The sequence below is a fragment of the Roseinatronobacter alkalisoli genome, assembly GCF_028745735.1.
GTDB lineage: Bacteria > Pseudomonadota > Alphaproteobacteria > Rhodobacterales > Rhodobacteraceae > Roseinatronobacter > Roseinatronobacter alkalisoli.
This window is the reverse complement of the sequence record NZ_JAQZSM010000009.1, coordinates 32,481-49,877: the sequence shown is the minus strand read 5'-3', so window position 1 is coordinate 49,877 and position 17,397 is coordinate 32,481. Positions and strand designations below refer to the sequence as shown.

Genomic DNA, 17,397 nt, shown 5'->3' with positions numbered 1-17,397 from the left:
TGCGAATCTCACGTCAAAGCCGGAAAGGGCAGTAATAATGTTGGAACAGAAGATTCAGTCCCCCGACAGGATGGACATGGGAATGCGCCGGTTCGGGCGTATGAACTGGCTGGGGTTGCAGGCGCTGGCATGGCGCGAGGTGATGCGGTTCATTGTTGTCTGGACCCAGACGCTGGTGGCACCACTGGTCACCGCCGGTCTGTTTCTGGCGGTGTTTTCGCTGGCAATCGGGCCTGCGCGCGGCGATGTGCTGGGCGTGCCCTTCATCCAGTTCCTTGCGCCGGGTATCCTGATGATGACGGTTATCCAGAACAGTTTTGCCAATACATCATCCTCCATCGTGATTTCCAAGGTGCAGGGCAATATCGTTGACACGCTGATGCCGCCGCTGTCGCCGCTGGAACTGGTGCTGGGCTATCTTGCAGGTGGGCTTGTGCGCGGGTTGGTTGTCGGTCTGGTGATCGTGCTGGCGTTGTGGCTGCTGCTGGGGCAGGGAATAGCGCATCCCTTGTGGCTGCTGGCCTTTCTGACGCTGGGGGCGGTGCTGCTGGGCGCGATCGGGATTGCGGCGGGCATCATTTCCAACAAGTTCGACCAGATCGCCGCGATCACGAATTTCATCGTGGTGCCGTTGTCGTTCCTGTCGGGGACATTCTATTCCATCTCGGGGTTGCCGCCGGTGCTGGAAACCATCAGCCGGTTCAATCCGGTGTTCTATCTGATTGACGGGGCGCGTTATGGCATGATCGGGGCGTCCGATGCGTCGCCGGTGCTGGGGCTGTTTGTCGCCGGGGCTACTGCGCTGGCTGTCTGCGTGCTGTGCTGGTTCTGGTTGCGCAGCGGATACCGGATGAAGCCGTAAGCGTGGAACACGGTTCCGTGCCTTTATGCCCGCGCGGGTGCGGGTCTGCTTGTATTGATGCGCCGTGATGCTATATCTGACAGCAGTTAACGCCGAAGGGGGCATGGTGAAACAGCGTCGCATATTTGCCGCAACGGTTCTGGCCTTTGCTGCGCTTGCCCCGGGGGTGCAGGCGGGCGAACGCATGTGGGCGGATTGCAGAACCTGTCACGCTGTCACTGCGCCCGATGGCACGGTTCTGGCGCGTGGCGGGCGCAGTGGCCCGAACCTCTATGGCATTGCCGGACGGGTCGCGGGGTCTGACGGGGATTTTCGGTTTTATTCCGACGCAATGCGTGCCGCGCGTAACCGCAGTGTCAGCTGGACGCAGGATAATTTCGTGGCCTATCTGACCAATCCCGAACAGTTCCTGCAGCGTGCAACGGGTAACCCGGATGCCAGCGCGGAAATGCATGTTGAATTGCGTCAGGGGGGGGCGGCCTTGTTCGACTACCTGCGCAGCCTGCAACAATAGCTTTCTGCGTATCGCCATTTTCCGGATGATGCAGGTGAGAGACTGGACAGCGACCCAAACGGAAAATGCTGCGGCTGCTTCCTTCCGGACCTGACCGGGTTGGCAAGGCGTTTGCCCGCGCCAGCCTCTCGCGGGGGTATCTATGCGTTCGCGCCGGGCAATGCAAGCCATCGTGGCTGTTTTCGGCGGGCCCGCGCTGCATCTGTCATGCCGCTGCGTTGCCGCTATGCGCTAACATGTTGATTCAGCAAAAATCCGGGTCAAAACGGATTTCCACTCCGGCCTGTATTGTTCTATGAAGGATCAGGTAATCAGACAGGGCGGGCATGGCCAAGCGAGGCTATCATCACGGAAATCTGCGGCAGGCCCTGGTAGAGGCCGCGCTGGAACTGATTGCGGAAACCGGCCCGCAAGGGTTTACCATGGCCGAAGCGGCCAAACGCGCAGATGTGTCAGCCGCCGCCCCCTATCGTCATTTCACCGGACGCGAGGAACTGATCATCGAGATCGCGCGGCAGGGCTATGACCTGCTGGCCGATGTGCTGGAGTTTGCATATCAGGACGGCCAGCCATCGCCCCTTGTCGCGTTCGAAGCAGTGGGCCGCGCCTATCTTGCCTTTGCGCGCAAGCATCCGGGGCATTACATGTCCATGTTCGAATCAGGCATTCCGGTGAATGCCAGCAAGGAACTTGCTGCCGCCTGCGCGCGGGCCAATCAGGTTCTGATCCGCGCTGCTGCGGATTTATCGGCGCGCATGCCGCCCGACCGCCGCCCGCCGGCCGCGATGTTTGCGGCCCATATCACCGCGTTAAGCCACGGTATCGTTGCCGTTTATGCCCGTGGCACCCCCGGCGCGCGCGCGCCTTTCACCCCAGAAGAGCTTCTGGAAAGCGGTGTCGGCGTCTATTTGCGTGGTCTGGGTTTTCTGGACCCTGACACCTGATGCGCGTTCCGCGTGCATGATCGTCACGCGTAATTTTTCCGCTCGCAGAAAAATGTAAAACATCTTTACATTTGGACTTGAATTCCTGCTGGGATATGCCACATATGTAAATGTGAATAACATTCACGAAGCAACGAAAAGGGGTACGACACATGACGACAACGACCGCGCCGATGTCATGGGCCCGTCAGGCAGAAGCATGGCTTGACGGCTTTGGCAAAGGGGGCTGGATCGCCGCGATGGTGCTGGCCTTCATACTGTTCTGGCCGCTGGGGCTGGGGCTTCTGGCTTATATGATCTGGGGGAAACAGATGTTTGGAAAATCCTGCCGAAAACAGGCCCGCCATGGTGCCGCGATGATGCGTAGTTCGGGCAATACGGCCTTTGATTCCTATAAGTCGGACATGCTGCGCCGTCTGGAAGATGAGCAGGCCGCATTTGACAGCTTCCTGCACCGGTTGCGCGAAGCCAAGGACAAGACTGAATTCGACCAGTTCATGGAAGAAAACCGCCGCAAGCGTGATGCAGGCCAACCTGCAGGCGATCCGTCCTGAGACCGGAAGTCACTGGTTTTTCCGCCTGCCAAAGGCCCCGGAATTTTCGCGGGGCCTTTGTTTCATGCAAATCTGTGTGCCTGTTGCAAGCAGTCGCAGAAAATGCCCTGATATTTCCCGTTATCCCTAAAACACTTGTTGGCAGGCAGTCCTGACTGACCTAGGGTGCCCTAGGAAAACAGAGGATCAGGAAGCCCGATATGGCAAGATCCCAGCTTGGGGTTCAGACGCAGTTTTCCCGACCGGTCCGCCAGATCGTGATGATGTTGCTTGTCATTATTCTGGTTGCCTTGGGAACATATTTTGCCCTGCCACGCGTGGCAGGCATATTCCTTGCGAATATATGGTTGAACGGATTCATCTTTCTGGTGTTTGTCATCGGGGTTCTTGCGACCTTCTGGCAGGTGATCCAGCTGAACCGGTCCATTGTCTGGATTGAGGGGTTCGCCACGGGTACGCCGGGGCATGACGCCACAGTGCCGCCCGCATTGCTGCTGCCCTTGGCGGCGCTGCTGCGCGGGCGGGGGCAGGGCAGCCAGATCAGTTCCAGTTCGGCCAGTTCGATCCTTGATTCAGTCGGAACTCGGCTGGATGAATTGCGCGACATCACGCGCTATATCATCAACCTCCTGATTTTCCTTGGCTTGCTGGGCACATTCTACGGTCTGGCAACCACGGTTCCGGCAGTGGTCGACACGATCCGTTCGCTGGCGCCGGAAGATAACCAGACCGGCATTCAGGTTTTCGACAATCTGATGAGCGGGCTTGAAGCGCAGCTTGGCGGTATGGGAACGGCGTTCTCATCCTCGTTGCTGGGGCTTGCGGGATCGCTGGTGGTGGGCATGCTGGAACTGTTTGCAGGCCATGGCCAGAACCGGTTTTACCGCCAGCTTGAAGAATGGCTCAGCTCCATTACCCGGCTTGGCATGGCGGGGACCGATCCTGAACATGGCGGCGGGGAAATGGGTGCCGTGGTGCAGGTGCTGGACGCCATGGCCGAACAGATGGAAGCCATGCACCGCCAGCAGGTGCAGGCCGATCACGAACGCGGGCAACTGGATCAGGCGCTTGGCTATCTGGTGCAGGCCATCGACCGGCTGTCCGAAGGCGGGTTTGGCGGTGACGATGTGCAGGCCTCGTCTGCGGTTCTGGAACGCATTGCGGCGGCGCAGGAAGAACTGCTGGGCTATTACCGGCAGGACGCGGTCGAAGGCGGCCCCCATGCCGAAGCCGAAATCAGGCTGCGCCTGCGCAATATCGATGGCCAGCTGCTGCGCATTTCCGAAGAACTGTCCGCCGGTCGGCTGGAAACAACAGCTGATTTGCGGTCTGATCTGTCCAACCTGACAATGGCGGTGCGCCAGTTGTCGCGCGCGGGATTTGGCGTGCGCCGCGACGGGGGGGCGTAAGCCATGGCGCTGGCACGCGGCAGGGGCCAGCGGAGAGAGGTCAGCGGCGCAATCTGGCCGGGTTTTGTCGATGCGATGACGGCGCTTTTGCTGGTGCTGATGTTCGTGCTGTCGATCTTCATGATCGTTCAGTTTGTGCTGCGCGACACTATCACCGAGCGCGAAACCGAACTGGAAGGGCTGAGCGCGGAAGTGGCCAGTCTGGCCGATGCGCTGGGGCTGTCGCGCGCGCGTGTCGCGTCGCTGGAAGGGCAGGTTTCGGGCCTGGAAGGGGATCTGGATGATGCCCGCGCCCTTATGGCGGCGCAGCTTGCCCGTATCTCGGGGCTGTCACGCGATCTGGATGCGCGCGAAACTGAATTGAGTGCCGCGCAGGCGCAAATCACCCAGTTTGAATCGCAAGTGGCTGCACTGATCGGCGAACGTGACAGCGCGCTGGCGCGGGGGGCGGAACTCACTGCCGATCTGGAAGACCTGGAAGCCGCGCGGCAGGTGCTGATTTCGGAACAGGAAGCGATGGAACTGGCGCTTGCGCGGTTGCGCGGTGAACTGGACGCCGAAGCACAGGCCGCACGTCTGGCGGCGGCGCGCGCCGAAGCGGTGGAAGCGGCCCTCGCGCAAGCACAGGCGGATGCGGCGGCGCAGGAGGCATCGCTTGCGCAACTGGCGCAGCAACTGGCCGCATCGGAAGATGCGCGCCTTGCCACGGTCGAAGGACAACGCGCGCTGGAACAGGAACTGGCCGCCACGCTGGATGATCTGGACGCCGCCGAGGCCGCGCGACTCGCCGAAGCCGCCGCCGCCGAAGCCCTGCGCGTGCGGCTGGCAGATACCGAAACCGCACTGAGCGAAGAAGAACGCCGCCGCCTTGCTGATGCCGCTGCCGCACAGGCATTGCGCGACCGGCTGGCGCAGGCCGACACTGAACTGACCGCCATGACCTTGCAGCTTGAAGCAGAACGCGCCCGCGCCGAAGAAACCCTGACGCTTCTGGCCGCAGCGCGCGCCGCACAGGCCGAACTGCAGGCGGATCTGGACGCCGAATTGTCAGAACGCGAACGTCAGGCGGCATTGCGCAGCGCCGCACAAACCGCGCTGGCCGATGCGCAGGTCCAGTCCAGCGAAGATCAGCGCAGGCTGGAATTGCTGAACCAGCAGGTTGCGGCCCTGCGCGGGCAGGTGGGGGGCTTGCAGGAACTGCTTGGCGAAGCGCGTGCGCGCGAAGATGCCGCAAATACCCAGATCGAACTTCTTGGCGCGGATCTGAACCTGGCCTTAGCGCAACTGGCCGCCGAAGAACGCCGCCGCGCCAATATGGAAGCCGCCGAACGCGAAAGGCTGGAACAGTTCCGGTCCGAATTCTTCGGGCAGGTGCGTCAGGTGCTGGAAGGGCGGTCGGGCGTCGAAATCGTGGGCGACCGGTTTGTATTTTCGTCCGAAGTGCTGTTCGAACTCGGCTCCGCCGATCTGGCCCCCGCGGGGCGCGCGCAGATTGGCAATGTCGTGTCGATCCTGCAGGAGGTTGCAGAACGTATACCGCCGGGCATCGACTGGGTGTTGCAGGTGGATGGGCATACGGACAACCTGCCGATTGCGCCGGGGGCGCAGTTTGCGGATAACTGGGAACTCAGTCAGGCGCGCGCGTTGTCGGTCGTACGCTATCTGACCGAAACCCTGGGTTTTCCGGCAAACCGGCTGGCCGCCGCCGGGTTCGGGGAATACCGCCCTGTTGACCCCGCCAATACCGCGCAGGCACGCGCGCGCAACCGCCGTATTGAGCTGAAACTGACCGAACGTTAAGGGCAGACATGATTCTGCCGTTTGGCGGCAGATGTGCTCCCGGTCGGTGTGCCGTTGTATACATATTTGCGCGAAAATGCCGGATGTGGGCGCAATCAGACGGTTCAGCAAGGGCTGTGGCCCTTGCGTGATTGCCGCGAAGGGACTAGGCAGTGCGGGTCACACAAACGATCCGGAGATCACTGATGACCAGACCCAAAATTGCACTGATCGGCGCTGGACAGATTGGCGGCACGCTTGCCCATCTGGCCGCGATCAAGGAACTTGGCGATGTTGTCCTGTTCGACATTGCCGAAGGCACGCCCCAAGGCAAAGCGCTTGATATCGCCGAATCCGGCCCTTCGGAAGGGTTTGACGCCGCGCTGAAGGGCACCACCGATTATGCGGATATTGCCGGCGCGGATGTCTGCATCGTCACGGCTGGGGTTCCGCGCAAACCGGGCATGAGCCGGGATGATCTTCTGGGGATCAACCTGAAGGTCATGAAATCGGTGGGCGAGGGGATCCGCAACCACGCACCGGATGCTTTTGTCATCTGCATTACCAACCCGCTGGATGCAATGGTCTGGGCCTTGCGCGAATTTTCCGGCCTGCCTCACAACAAGGTTGTCGGCATGGCGGGCGTTCTGGACAGCGCGCGTTTCCGCCATTTCCTGAGCGTGGAATTCAACGTGTCCATGCGCGATGTCACGGCTTTTGTGCTGGGCGGGCATGGCGACACAATGGTTCCTCTGGTGCGCTATTCGACAGTTGCGGGAATTCCGCTGCCGGATCTGGTGTCGATGGGCTGGACCACGCAGGACAAGCTGGACGCGATTGTTCAGCGCACGCGTGATGGCGGGGCGGAAATTGTTGGCCTGTTGAAAACCGGCTCGGCGTTTTATGCGCCTGCGACCAGCGCCATTGAAATGGCCGAAGCCTATCTGAAAGACCAGAAACGCCTGCTGCCTTGCGCGGCCTGGTGTGACGGCGAATTCGGCCTGAAGGGCATGTATGTGGGTGTGCCCACGATCATCGGTGCCGGTGGCATCGAGAAGATTGTGGACATCAAGCTGGCCAAGGATGAACAGGTGATGTTTGACAGCTCGGTCGCGGCTGTGCGCGGGCTGGTTGACGCCTGCAAGGGGATTGACCCCAGCCTGGCATAAGCCTGTTCTGAACATTCTGCCGGACTGGCAGTAGATGGGCCGCGTGAAACCGCGGCCCTTCTTGTATGACGAGGGCAGGAATTACGCGCAAATGCTCACGAAGTCGTGATGATGGCGGTAGCATCTGTTTTTTGTGATCACAGTTTTTCAGCGTGTGATCACAAAGTTGAATTTTTCCGCCAATCCTGCGGCTTTCCAGAAGTTATACATTGTTTTTTGCCGGAAATCTGGCATGGACGGTGTGAGATAACACAGAAGATGGGACAGTTTCATGAATATTCATGAGTATCAGGCGAAGGGCCTTCTGCGCTCTTATGGGGTGCCCGTGTCGGATGGCCGCATCGTTTTCCGCGCGGAAGAAGCCAAAACCGCTGCTGGCGAGTTGGATGGCCCGCTTTGGGTCGTCAAGGCGCAGATCCATGCAGGCGGTCGCGGCAAAGGGCATTTCAAGGAAGCATCCGCCGGTGAAAAAGGCGGGGTACGTCTGGCGAAATCGGTCGGCGAAGCCGAAGAAATGACCAAGCAGATGCTGGGCCGCACGCTGGTGACCCATCAGACCGGACCGGCAGGCAAACAGGTGGGCCGGATCTATATTGAAGATGGCTCCGATATTTCGCGTGAATTGTATCTGGCGCTGCTGGTGGACCGCGTGTCCAGCCGCATCAGTTTTGTCGTGTCCACCGAAGGCGGGATGGACATTGAAGAAGTCGCTGCATCGACGCCCGAAAAAATTCTGTCCTTCAGTATTGACCCTGCAACCGGCATTCAGGGCTTCCATGGCCGCCGCGTCGCATTCGCGCTGGGACTGGAAGGCAAGCAGGTCAAGCAATGCGTCGATCTGGTGAACAAGCTGTATAAGCTGTTTATTGAACGCGACGCCGAAATGGTTGAAATCAACCCGCTGATTGTCACCACCGATGGCGACCTGAAATGCCTTGACGCAAAAATGGGCTTCGATTCAAACGCACTGTACCGCCAGGCCGATATTCTGGCACTGCGCGATGAATCCGAAGAAGACCCCAAGGAACTGGCCGCCAGCAAATATGACCTGAACTATATCGCGCTGGATGGCGAGATTGGTTGCATGGTCAATGGTGCGGGCCTTGCCATGGCGACAATGGATATCATCAAGCTGTATGGGGCCGAACCAGCCAACTTCCTGGATGTGGGCGGTGGTGCGACCAAGGAAAAAGTCACCGAAGCGTTCAAGATCATCACCTCGGACCCCAATGTGAAGGGTATTCTTGTCAATATCTTCGGGGGCATCATGCGCTGCGACATCATCGCAGAAGGCGTGATTGCGGCGGTCAAGGTCGTAGGACTTCAGGTGCCGCTGGTGGTGCGTCTGGAAGGTACGAATGTGGACCTTGGCAAGCAGATCATCAATGAATCCGGTCTGAATGTGATTGCCGCCGACAACCTGTCGGATGCGGCTGAAAAAATCGTCAAAGCGGTGAAGGGGTAAGTCCGATGGCAGTTCTTGTCGATAAACATACGAAAGTCATCTGTCAGGGCTTCACCGGCTCTCAGGGTACGTTCCATTCGGAACAGGCGATTGCCTATGGCACGAAAATGGTCGGGGGGGTTACGCCCGGCAAGGGCGGGCAGACCCATCTGGACCTGCCAGTGTTCAATTCGGTGCATGAAGCGAAGGCCGTGACGGAAGCCAATGCCACCGTCATCTATGTGCCGCCGCCCTTTGCCGCCGATTCGATCCTTGAAGCGATCGATGCGGAAATGGAACTGATTGTCTGCATCACCGAAGGGATTCCGGTTCTGGACATGATGCGCGTCAAACGCGCGCTGATTGACAGCAAATCGGTGCTGATCGGCCCGAACTGCCCCGGTGTCATCACGCCCGATGCGTGCAAGATCGGCATTATGCCCGGCCATATTCACCGCCGCGGTTCGGTCGGTGTGGTGTCGCGTTCGGGTACGCTGACCTATGAAGCGGTGAAACAGACCACGGATGTAGGCCTGGGCCAGTCCACCTGCGTTGGTATAGGCGGCGACCCCATCAAAGGGACCGAGCATCTTGATGTTCTGGAATGGTTTCTGGCCGATGATGAAACCGAATCAATCATCATGATCGGGGAAATCGGTGGCAGTGCCGAAGAAGAAGCGGCGCAATTCCTGAAAGATGAAGCAAAACGCGGGCGTTCCAAACCCTGCGCGGGCTTCATTGCAGGGCGCACGGCCCCTCCGGGGCGGCGTATGGGCCATGCTGGCGCGATTGTTGCTGGCGGCAAGGGCGGGGCTGACGATAAGATCGAGGCGATGAAAAGCGCCGGGATCATCGTTGCTGACAGCCCTGCCGGTCTGGGCGAGGCCGTGCTGAAAGCCATTGGCAAATAAACCGATCCCGCCAAAGAGGGGCAGAAAATGACCGTAGCGCAGGCTATTCAGGACGGGTTTCGCAAAGCGTTGACATTCTCAGGACGGTCACGCCGTCCTGAATACTGGTTGTTTTTTGCCTTTGTCTTTGGCGGGGCCGGGGTGCTGGGCGCGCTTGAACTTGCCATTGGGGGCACCACTGGCGGGGTCTTGCTGCGCGCATTCCAGATCATTGTGTTCCTGCCGTTTCTGGCCGTGGGCTGGCGCCGCTTACAGGATACCGGTCGCCCCGGCTGGTTCCTGCTGGTGCCTGCCGCGATTGTTGTGGCCAGCACGTTTGTGTCGGGGTCGGTGTTCCAGCAGATGATAAGCCTTGTTCTGTCCCCGTTCGGTCTTGCGGTACGGGGCGGGCCGGGGGGGCTTGTGGGCGTCATGTCCCTTGTCCAGGTCCTGGCAGGGCTGGTCATCGTCTTCTGGATGTCGCGCCCCAGCCAGCGTGGACCCAACGCCTATGGCCCCGAACCGCGCGTGCATTAACGCGCATAAACTTTCCCACCGTAGCACAAAGGTGCTGACATGAATGACCACAGCCCGAACGATCAGATGAACACGCAGGATTTCCTGGAAGGGCATAATGCCGGATATGTCGAGGCCCTTCAGGCCCGTCATGCCGCTGACCCTTCATCGGTTGACACGGCATGGGCCGAATATTTCCGCGCTCTTGGCGAAACAAACGGCGACGCGACACGCGCAGCCGCTGGTCCCAGCTGGGCACGCCGCGACTGGCCGCCGCTGCCTAATGATGACCTGACCGCTGCGCTGACCGGCGAATGGCCGGTCGCCGCCGCGCCCAAACCCGCCACGAAACCCGCAAGCGGCGAAGCGGATGCCGCTGCTGAAAAGATCACCGCCAAGGCCGCCGAAAACGGCGTCACCCTGACCACCGAACAGGTGCGCGGCGCGGTTCTGGACAGCCTGCGCGCGCTGATGATCATCCGCGCTTATCGTATCCGGGGCCATCTGGTTGCTGATCTGGACCCGCTGGGCCTGCAACGCGAAGAACCACATCCCGAACTGGACCCGCGTTCTTACGGTTTCACCGAAGCCGATATGGACCGCCCGATTTTCATCGACAATGTTCTGGGTCTTGAAGTCGCCTCGCTGCGCGAGATTATCGACATCCTGCAACGCACCTATTGCGGCACATTCGCGCTACAGTTCATGCATATTTCCAACCCGGAACAAGTGTCCTGGCTGAAGGAACGCATCGAAGGGCTGGGCAAGGAAATCCAGTTCACCAAACATGGCCGCCGCGCCATCCTTAACAAGCTGGTAGAGGCCGAGGGTTTCGAGAAGTTCCTGCATGTCAAATATATGGGCACCAAGCGCTTCGGTCTGGACGGGGGCGAAGCTGTCATTCCCGCGATGGAACAGATCATCAAGCGCGGTGGCGCGCTGGGGGTGCGTGAAATCGCAGTCGGCATGCCGCATCGGGGCCGGCTGAACATTCTGGCCAATGTGATGGGCAAACCTTACCGCGCCATTTTCAACGAATTTCAGGGCGGCAGCTTCAAACCCGAAGATGTGGACGGGTCAGGTGATGTGAAATACCACCTTGGCGCGTCGTCAGACCGGGAATTTGACGGTAACACAGTGCATTTGTCGCTGACGGCCAACCCGTCGCATCTGGAAGCAGTGAACCCTGTCGTTCTGGGCAAGGTACGCGCAAAACAGGACCAGATCGGCGATGCGGAACGCCGTCAGGTTCTGGGGGTGCTGCTGCATGGCGATGCGGCATTTGCAGGGCAGGGCATCATTGCCGAAGGGTTCGGCCTGTCGGGGCTGCGCGGTCACCGCACGGGCGGCACGATCCATCTGGTTGTGAATAACCAGATTGGTTTCACCACTGCGCCGCATTTCAGCCGCTCTTCGCCCTATCCGACAGATATCGCCCTGATGGTGGAAGCGCCGATTTTCCACGTGAATGGCGATGACCCGGAAGCGGTGGTGCATGCCGCCAAGGTGGCCACGGAATTCCGGCAGAAATTCCTGAAAGATGTCGTGATCGACGTATTCTGTTATCGCCGTTTCGGCCATAACGAAGGCGACGAGCCGATGTTCACCAACCCGGCCATGTATACCCGCATCAAGAAGCATAAATCGACCTTGCAGCTTTATACGGAACGTCTGGTCGCGGACGGGCTGATTCCCGAAGGGGAAATCGATGATATGAAAGCCGCGTTTCAGGCGCATCTGAATGATGAATTTGAAACCGGCAAAACCTATAAGCCCAACAAGGCCGACTGGCTGGACGGGCGCTGGTCACACCTGAACCGAGAGGGCGAGGAATACCAGCGGGGTCAGACATCGATTCCCAGCGAAACACTGGCGGAACTGGGCGGAGCGCTGACGCGCTATCCCGAAGGGTTCAACATTCACAAGACTGTTGTGCGCCAGCTGGAGGCCAAGAAGGAAATGTTCGCGTCCGGTCGCGGTTTTGACTGGGCGACAGCCGAATCGCTGGCCTTCGGATCGCTGGTGACCGAAGGGTATCCTGTGCGCCTGTCTGGTCAGGATTCGACGCGCGGCACGTTCAGCCAGCGCCATTCCGCCTTTGTCGATCAGCAATCCGAGGATCGCTACTATCCTTTGAACAATATCAAGGAAGGGCAGGCGCGCTTCGAGGTAATCGATTCGATGCTGTCGGAATATGCGGTTCTGGGGTTTGAATATGGCTATTCACTGGCCGAACCGAATGCACTGGTGATGTGGGAAGCGCAGTTTGGCGATTTTGCCAATGGCGCGCAGATCATGTTCGATCAGTTCATCAGCTCTGGCGAAAGCAAATGGTTGCGCATGTCCGGTCTGGTAATGTTGTTGCCGCACGGGTTCGAAGGGCAGGGGCCGGAACACAGTTCCGCCCGGCTGGAACGCTTCTTGCAGCAATGCGCGCAGGATAACTGGATCGTTGCGAACTGCTCCACGCCTGCGAACTATTTCCATATTCTGCGCCGCCAGATTCACCGCAGCTTCCGCAAGCCGCTGGTGCTTATGACGCCGAAATCGCTGCTGCGCCATAAGCTGTGCATTTCGGAAGCCGCTGACTTCACCGAAGGATCCAGCTTCCACCGGGTGTTGTGGGACGACGCGCAAAAGGGCAACAGCACCACGGAACTGGTGGCTGATGACAAGATCAAGCGCGTGGTCATGTGTTCGGGCAAGGTCTATTATGACCTGCTGGAAGAACGCGATGCGCGCGGGATCACGGATATTTACCTGCTGCGTGTGGAGCAATTCTATCCCTTCCCGGCGATGGCGCTGCTGAAGGAACTGGAACGCTTCCTCAATGCAGAAATTGTCTGGTGTCAGGAAGAACCGAAGAACCAGGGTGCCTGGAGCTTCATCGAGCCGAATATCGAATGGGTTCTGGGACGTCTGAAAGGGGCCAGCAAACGCCCCCGCTATGTGGGGCGCACAGCAAGTGCCTCGCCTGCGACAGGGCTTGCCAGTCAACATAAAGCACAACAAGAAGCGCTCGTGAATGAAGCGCTGACAATCGAGGGATAACAAGACCATGTCCACCGAAGTTCGAGTGCCCACACTGGGCGAAAGCGTTTCCGAAGCGACGGTTGCAACCTGGTTCAAGAAGCCCGGTGACGCAGTTGCGGTTGATGAAATGCTGTGTGAACTGGAAACCGATAAGGTGACCGTTGAAGTACCATCGCCCGTGGCAGGCACATTGGGCGAGATTGTCGCGCAGGAAGGCGACACCGTAGGCGTTGATGCGCTGCTGGCGATGATCAGCGAACCCGGTGCCGCCGCAACCCCCAGCGAAGCAGCCAAGGCCCCGGCAAAAGCGGCCCCTGAAGCGCAAGATGATGCGGGCGGCAATGTCGATGTCATGGTGCCTGCTCTGGGCGAAAGCGTGTCAGAGGCGACTGTCGCAAGCTGGTTCAAGAAACCCGGCGATGCGGTCGAACAGGATGAAATGCTGTGCGAGCTGGAAACCGACAAAGTGTCGGTCGAAGTGCCCGCGCCCGCATCCGGCGTGCTGGCGGAAATTCTGGCAGAGGAAGGCAGCACAGTTGCCGCAGGCGGCAAGCTGGCGGTGATTTCCGGCGGCGCCGTGGCATCAGGTGCATCCGGTACTGCGGCACCTGCCGCGCCCTCCTCTTCAAGCGGGCGGGATGTGGAAGACGCGCCTTCGGCCAAGAAGCTGATGGCCGAAAAAGGGCTGTCGCCTGATCAGGTTACCGGAACCGGCCGTGACGGGCGCATCATGAAGGAAGACGTGCAGAAAGCAGCGGCGGCCCCAGCGGCCCAGCCTGCGGCTGCACCGGCTGTGCCCACCCCTGCCGCTGCCCCACGGGCGCCGGTCGCCGCCGATGACGCTGCGCGCGAAGAGCGGGTGAAGATGACGCGCCTGCGCCAGACCATCGCGCGCCGCCTGAAGGATGCGCAGAACACCGCCGCCATGCTGACCACCTATAACGAGGCCGACATGGGCGGCATCATGGATCTGCGCAAGGAATACAAGGACCAGTTCGAGAAGAAGCATGGTGTGAAGATGGGCTTCATGTCCTTCTTCGTGAAAGCCTGCTGCCATGCGCTCAACGAAGTGCCCGAAGTGAATGCCGAAATCGACGGCACCGATGTAATCTACAAGAACTACGTCCATATGGGCGTGGCCGTGGGCACACCGAACGGGCTGGTCGTGCCGGTTCTGCGCGACGCGCATCAGATGGGCTTCGCCGAGATTGAAAAGCGCATCGCCGAAATGGGCAAACGCGCGCGTGACGGCAAATTGTCGATGGCCGAAATGCAGGGCGGCAGCTTCACCATTTCCAATGGCGGGGTTTACGGCTCGCTGATGTCCTCGCCTATTCTGAACCCGCCGCAATCGGGTATTCTGGGCATGCACAAAATCCAGGAACGCCCGATGGTTGTCGGCGGCCAGATCGTGGCCCGCCCGATGATGTATCTGGCGCTCAGCTATGACCACCGCATCGTCGACGGCAAAGGCGCGGTGACCTTCCTTGTGCGCGTGAAAGAGGCGCTGGAGGATCCGCGGCGGTTGTTGATGGATTTGTGAAGTTTATGCTGCTGTCGTGGACCAAAAGAGAAATGCCAGCCCTAGTATGGGCTGGCGTCCCATTTTGGTTCAAACGGTCGAAAGAAACTGTTTGCCTCCGAGGGCGCGCCTGCATCTCGAGTCATGGAAACCCAGAACTCTGGTGTGAATCTGTCGCTACAAAACGAAAAGTAGCGGAGTGCATTTATGAGATCGCTCCTTGTCCAGCTAGAATCACCGCTCCGGATCCCCAACTCAGTTTCAAGCTGATATACGGTCGGTGGCGCGGAATCCTTAAGGAATGCATCATTAAGTTTTTTCGACAGGACGTCCATCATTTGCTCTGTGGGGTGAAAGAACTCCTCAAAGCCTCGGTGGAGACTGCCAGAAGTGAAAATGGGGAACGTGGAAGAAGACCACGCAAACAGATCAGAGTCCGAGCATTGGTTCGGATTGTCCTGACCCAAGCCAGTCAACACCAAGAGTCGCATGATTTGAAACTCTCGCAATCCGTCAGCTTTATTTGTATTACTGTCCATATTTTGCGCTCCTTTGTTGTTGGAGCCATGGATGTGGTTATTAGCACGCTCAGGTTCAAGTGTTCTTGCGCCCCTGAGCAAAACTTGATGATGAGATTTGTTCCATGACCCCCGAACTCACAGCCCTCACCCTCGCCGCCCTCCTGCAAATGCTGCAGTTCCTCCTCTTTGCCATCCCCGCAAATCTGGAGCTTGGCACAAATTACACGGGCAGCTCGCGCGATTACGCCCCCGACAAGCCCATGTCGAAACGTACCGCCCGCCTGCAACGCGCACTGAACAACCACTTTGAGGGGCTGATCCTCTTTGGTATCGCCGCAACCGTCATCACAATATCCGGCCAGTCCAGCAGTTTCACAGCCGCTTGTGCCTTCACCTATCTTGCCGCCCGCATCCTCTATATCCCGGCCTATGCTTTCGGTCTGAACCCGTGGCGCTCGCTCATCTGGGCCATCGGCTGGGCAGCCACGTTGCTGATGCTGATCGCGGCGCTGTTGTGATGCTTCATTCTGGCAAAAATATCCTCGGGGGGTGCGGGGGGCAGACAGCCCCCCGCCTCTTCGCCTGAAAAAAGGAGACACCCATGTCCTACGACCTCATCGTGATCGGCGCTGGCCCCGGCGGCTATGTCTGTGCCATTCGTGCCGCCCAACTGGGCCTGAAAGTGGCCTGTGTCGAAGGGCGCGACACACTGGGCGGAACCTGCCTGAATGTGGGCTGCATCCCCTCGAAGGCGCTGTTGCACGCGACGCATCAACTGCACGAGGCAGAGCATAATTTCGACACGATGGGCCTGACCGGTGCCAAGCCAAAGGTCGATTGGAAAAAGATGCTGGGCTATAAATCCGACGTGATCGGCCAGAACACCAAGGGCATTGAATTCCTGTTCAAGAAGAACAAGGTGGACTGGATCAAGGGCTGGGCATCCATCCCCGCTGCAGGCAAGGTGCAGGTCGGCGACAAGACCTATGAGACGAAGAAAATCGTCATCGCGTCGGGGTCCGAATCCAGCCCGTTGAAAGGCGTGGAGGTGGATGAGAAAACCATCGTCTCCTCTACCGGCGCGCTGGAACTGGGCAAAATCCCAAAGAAACTGGTTGTCATCGGCGCGGGCGTGATCGGGTTGGAAATGGGCTCGGTCTTTGCGCGTCTGGGGGCAGAGGTGACAGTGGTTGAATATCTGGACCGCATCATCCCCGGCAATGACGGCGAAGTTGCCAAATCCTTTCAGCGCTTGCTCGCCAAGCAGGGGATGACGTTCATTCTGGGCGCGGCAGTACAATCAGCGTCAGCCACCAAGACCAAGGCGACCGTGACCTATAAGTTGCGCAAGGATGACAGTGAACACAAGCTGGACGCCGATACAGTGCTTCTGGCCACGGGGCGGCGGCCTTTTGTGGACGGGCTGGGGCTGGACGCGCTTGGCGTGAAAATGACCGAACGCGGCCAGATCGCAACCGACAAGCATTACGCGACCAGCATTGCTGGCGTCTATGCGATCGGTGACGTGATCGAAGGGCCGATGCTGGCCCACAAGGCAGAGGATGAAGGCATGGCCGTGGCCGAAATCATTGCAGGGCAGGCGGGCCATGTGAATTACGGTGTCATTCCCGGCGTCATTTATACCTGGCCAGAGGTGGCTTCGGTCGGAGAAACCGAAGAAACCCTGAAAGAGGCGGGGCGCACCTATAAGGTCGGCAAGTTCAGCTTCATGGGTAATGGCCGCGCGAAGGCGAATTTCGCAGGCGATGGTTTCGTGAAAATCCTTGCCGACAAGGACACGGACCGCATTCTTGGGGCGCATATCATTGGTCCCTATGCGGGGGATCTGATTCATGAAATCTGTGTTGCGATGGAATTCGGTGCCGCTGCAGAGGATCTGGCGCGCACCTGCCATGCCCACCCCACCTATTCGGAAGCGGTGCGCGAAGCGGCGCTTGCCTGCGGGGACGGCGCGATCCACGCCTGAAGGCCTGCGGTATACGGATGTGAAACCCCGCGAAATCAAGGTCAGGCAGTTATATGAACTGCCTGACCTTTTGCATTGGTGCTGGAAATTTTCGCACTCCGGCATATGCATTTCGCATGAACCCGCCGCAAATTTCTGCGCAACCTGTGACCCGGACGTTATCATTGCGTCATTGTTTTCACGCATTCTGTCCATGGCAGGTGAAACCGGGCATTTGTTCTGCGAAAATCAAAACCCGGTGGCAAGTTTGCTG

General features: G+C 59.2%; 14 protein-coding genes and 1 other RNA gene. 14 read left to right on the top strand and 1 reads right to left on the bottom strand.

The window, feature by feature from the left end; translation table 11 throughout:
* Positions 1-37 precede the first annotated feature (37 nt).
* On the top strand, positions 38-862 hold the full coding sequence (locus PUT78_RS11305) for an ABC transporter permease (protein WP_274352373.1): 825 nt from the start codon (positions 38-40) through the stop codon (positions 860-862).
* A gap of 67 nt (positions 863-929) precedes the next feature.
* Positions 930-1,376, top strand: a complete 447-nt coding sequence (locus tag PUT78_RS11300; RefSeq protein ID WP_274352372.1) for a c-type cytochrome — start codon at positions 930-932, stop codon at positions 1,374-1,376.
* A 32-nt stretch (positions 1,377-1,408) separates the two neighbouring features.
* Here PUT78_RS11300 and ffs read toward each other — a convergent pair.
* An RNA gene (gene ffs / locus PUT78_RS11295) (signal recognition particle sRNA small type) lies at positions 1,409-1,507 on the bottom strand.
* 195 nt (positions 1,508-1,702) lie between these two features.
* Between ffs and PUT78_RS11290 the strand changes: the two genes are divergently transcribed.
* The 12 genes from PUT78_RS11290 (at position 1,703) to lpdA (ending at position 17,144) form a co-directional block, all read left to right on the top strand.
* Complete coding sequence (locus tag PUT78_RS11290) at positions 1,703-2,320, top strand: TetR/AcrR family transcriptional regulator (protein ID WP_274352371.1); 618 nt, start codon at positions 1,703-1,705, stop codon at positions 2,318-2,320.
* Between the two features lie 152 nt (positions 2,321-2,472).
* Entirely contained in the window at positions 2,473-2,874 is a 402-nt protein-coding gene (locus tag PUT78_RS11285) for a DUF2852 domain-containing protein (protein ID WP_274352370.1), read from the top strand.
* Between the two features lie 200 nt (positions 2,875-3,074).
* Entirely contained in the window at positions 3,075-4,283 is a 1,209-nt protein-coding gene (locus PUT78_RS11280; RefSeq protein ID WP_274352369.1) for a biopolymer transporter ExbB, read from the top strand.
* A gap of 3 nt (positions 4,284-4,286) precedes the next feature.
* Positions 4,287-6,083, top strand: coding sequence for a peptidoglycan -binding protein (locus PUT78_RS11275; RefSeq protein ID WP_274352368.1), 1,797 nt, complete (start codon positions 4,287-4,289; stop codon positions 6,081-6,083).
* A gap of 185 nt (positions 6,084-6,268) precedes the next feature.
* Positions 6,269-7,231, top strand: a complete 963-nt coding sequence (gene mdh / locus PUT78_RS11270) for a malate dehydrogenase (protein WP_274352367.1) — start codon at positions 6,269-6,271, stop codon at positions 7,229-7,231.
* Positions 7,232-7,502: 271 nt separating this feature from the next.
* A complete protein-coding gene (gene sucC, locus PUT78_RS11265) occupies positions 7,503-8,696 on the top strand; it encodes an ADP-forming succinate--CoA ligase subunit beta (RefSeq protein ID WP_274352366.1) in 1,194 nt (397 codons plus the stop codon).
* A 5-nt stretch (positions 8,697-8,701) separates the two neighbouring features.
* A complete protein-coding gene (gene sucD, locus PUT78_RS11260; protein ID WP_274352365.1) occupies positions 8,702-9,586 on the top strand; it encodes a succinate--CoA ligase subunit alpha in 885 nt (294 codons plus the stop codon).
* Positions 9,587-9,613: 27 nt separating this feature from the next.
* Complete coding sequence (locus PUT78_RS11255) at positions 9,614-10,102, top strand: DUF805 domain-containing protein (protein WP_274352364.1); 489 nt, start codon at positions 9,614-9,616, stop codon at positions 10,100-10,102.
* 39 nt (positions 10,103-10,141) lie between these two features.
* Positions 10,142-13,132 carry a 2-oxoglutarate dehydrogenase E1 component gene (locus tag PUT78_RS11250; protein WP_274352363.1) on the top strand — a complete coding sequence of 997 codons (2,991 nt, stop codon included), beginning with the start codon at positions 10,142-10,144 and terminating at the stop codon, positions 13,130-13,132.
* Between the two features lie 7 nt (positions 13,133-13,139).
* Positions 13,140-14,657, top strand: coding sequence for a 2-oxoglutarate dehydrogenase complex dihydrolipoyllysine-residue succinyltransferase (gene odhB / locus PUT78_RS11245; protein WP_274352362.1), 1,518 nt, complete (start codon positions 13,140-13,142; stop codon positions 14,655-14,657).
* A 622-nt stretch (positions 14,658-15,279) separates the two neighbouring features.
* Positions 15,280-15,675 (top strand): MAPEG family protein, encoded by a 396-nt coding sequence (locus tag PUT78_RS11240; protein WP_274352361.1) that lies wholly within the window; start codon positions 15,280-15,282, stop codon positions 15,673-15,675.
* Between the two features lie 83 nt (positions 15,676-15,758).
* Complete coding sequence (gene lpdA, locus PUT78_RS11235) at positions 15,759-17,144, top strand: dihydrolipoyl dehydrogenase (protein WP_274352360.1); 1,386 nt, start codon at positions 15,759-15,761, stop codon at positions 17,142-17,144.
* Positions 17,145-17,397: the final 253 nt, after the last annotated feature.

What these genes read in the sequence shown, in the direction of transcription:
- PUT78_RS11290 (WP_274352371.1), top strand. Translation starts at nt 1,703, where the DNA reads ATGGCCAAGCGAGGCTATCATCACGGAAATCTGCGGCAGGCCCTGGTA.
- PUT78_RS11250 (WP_274352363.1), top strand. Translation starts at nt 10,142, where the DNA reads ATGAATGACCACAGCCCGAACGATCAGATGAACACGCAGGATTTCCTG.
- PUT78_RS11285 (WP_274352370.1), top strand. Translation starts at nt 2,473, where the DNA reads ATGACGACAACGACCGCGCCGATGTCATGGGCCCGTCAGGCAGAAGCA.
- PUT78_RS11305 (WP_274352373.1), top strand. Translation starts at nt 38, where the DNA reads ATGTTGGAACAGAAGATTCAGTCCCCCGACAGGATGGACATGGGAATG.
- sucD (WP_274352365.1), top strand. Translation starts at nt 8,702, where the DNA reads ATGGCAGTTCTTGTCGATAAACATACGAAAGTCATCTGTCAGGGCTTC.
- PUT78_RS11300 (WP_274352372.1), top strand. Translation starts at nt 930, where the DNA reads ATGCTATATCTGACAGCAGTTAACGCCGAAGGGGGCATGGTGAAACAG.
- PUT78_RS11280 (WP_274352369.1), top strand. Translation starts at nt 3,075, where the DNA reads ATGGCAAGATCCCAGCTTGGGGTTCAGACGCAGTTTTCCCGACCGGTC.
- PUT78_RS11275 (WP_274352368.1), top strand. Translation starts at nt 4,287, where the DNA reads ATGGCGCTGGCACGCGGCAGGGGCCAGCGGAGAGAGGTCAGCGGCGCA.
- PUT78_RS11255 (WP_274352364.1), top strand. Translation starts at nt 9,614, where the DNA reads ATGACCGTAGCGCAGGCTATTCAGGACGGGTTTCGCAAAGCGTTGACA.
- lpdA (WP_274352360.1), top strand. Translation starts at nt 15,759, where the DNA reads ATGTCCTACGACCTCATCGTGATCGGCGCTGGCCCCGGCGGCTATGTC.
- sucC (WP_274352366.1), top strand. Translation starts at nt 7,503, where the DNA reads ATGAATATTCATGAGTATCAGGCGAAGGGCCTTCTGCGCTCTTATGGG.
- odhB (WP_274352362.1), top strand. Translation starts at nt 13,140, where the DNA reads ATGTCCACCGAAGTTCGAGTGCCCACACTGGGCGAAAGCGTTTCCGAA.
- PUT78_RS11240 (WP_274352361.1), top strand. Translation starts at nt 15,280, where the DNA reads ATGACCCCCGAACTCACAGCCCTCACCCTCGCCGCCCTCCTGCAAATG.
- mdh (WP_274352367.1), top strand. Translation starts at nt 6,269, where the DNA reads ATGACCAGACCCAAAATTGCACTGATCGGCGCTGGACAGATTGGCGGC.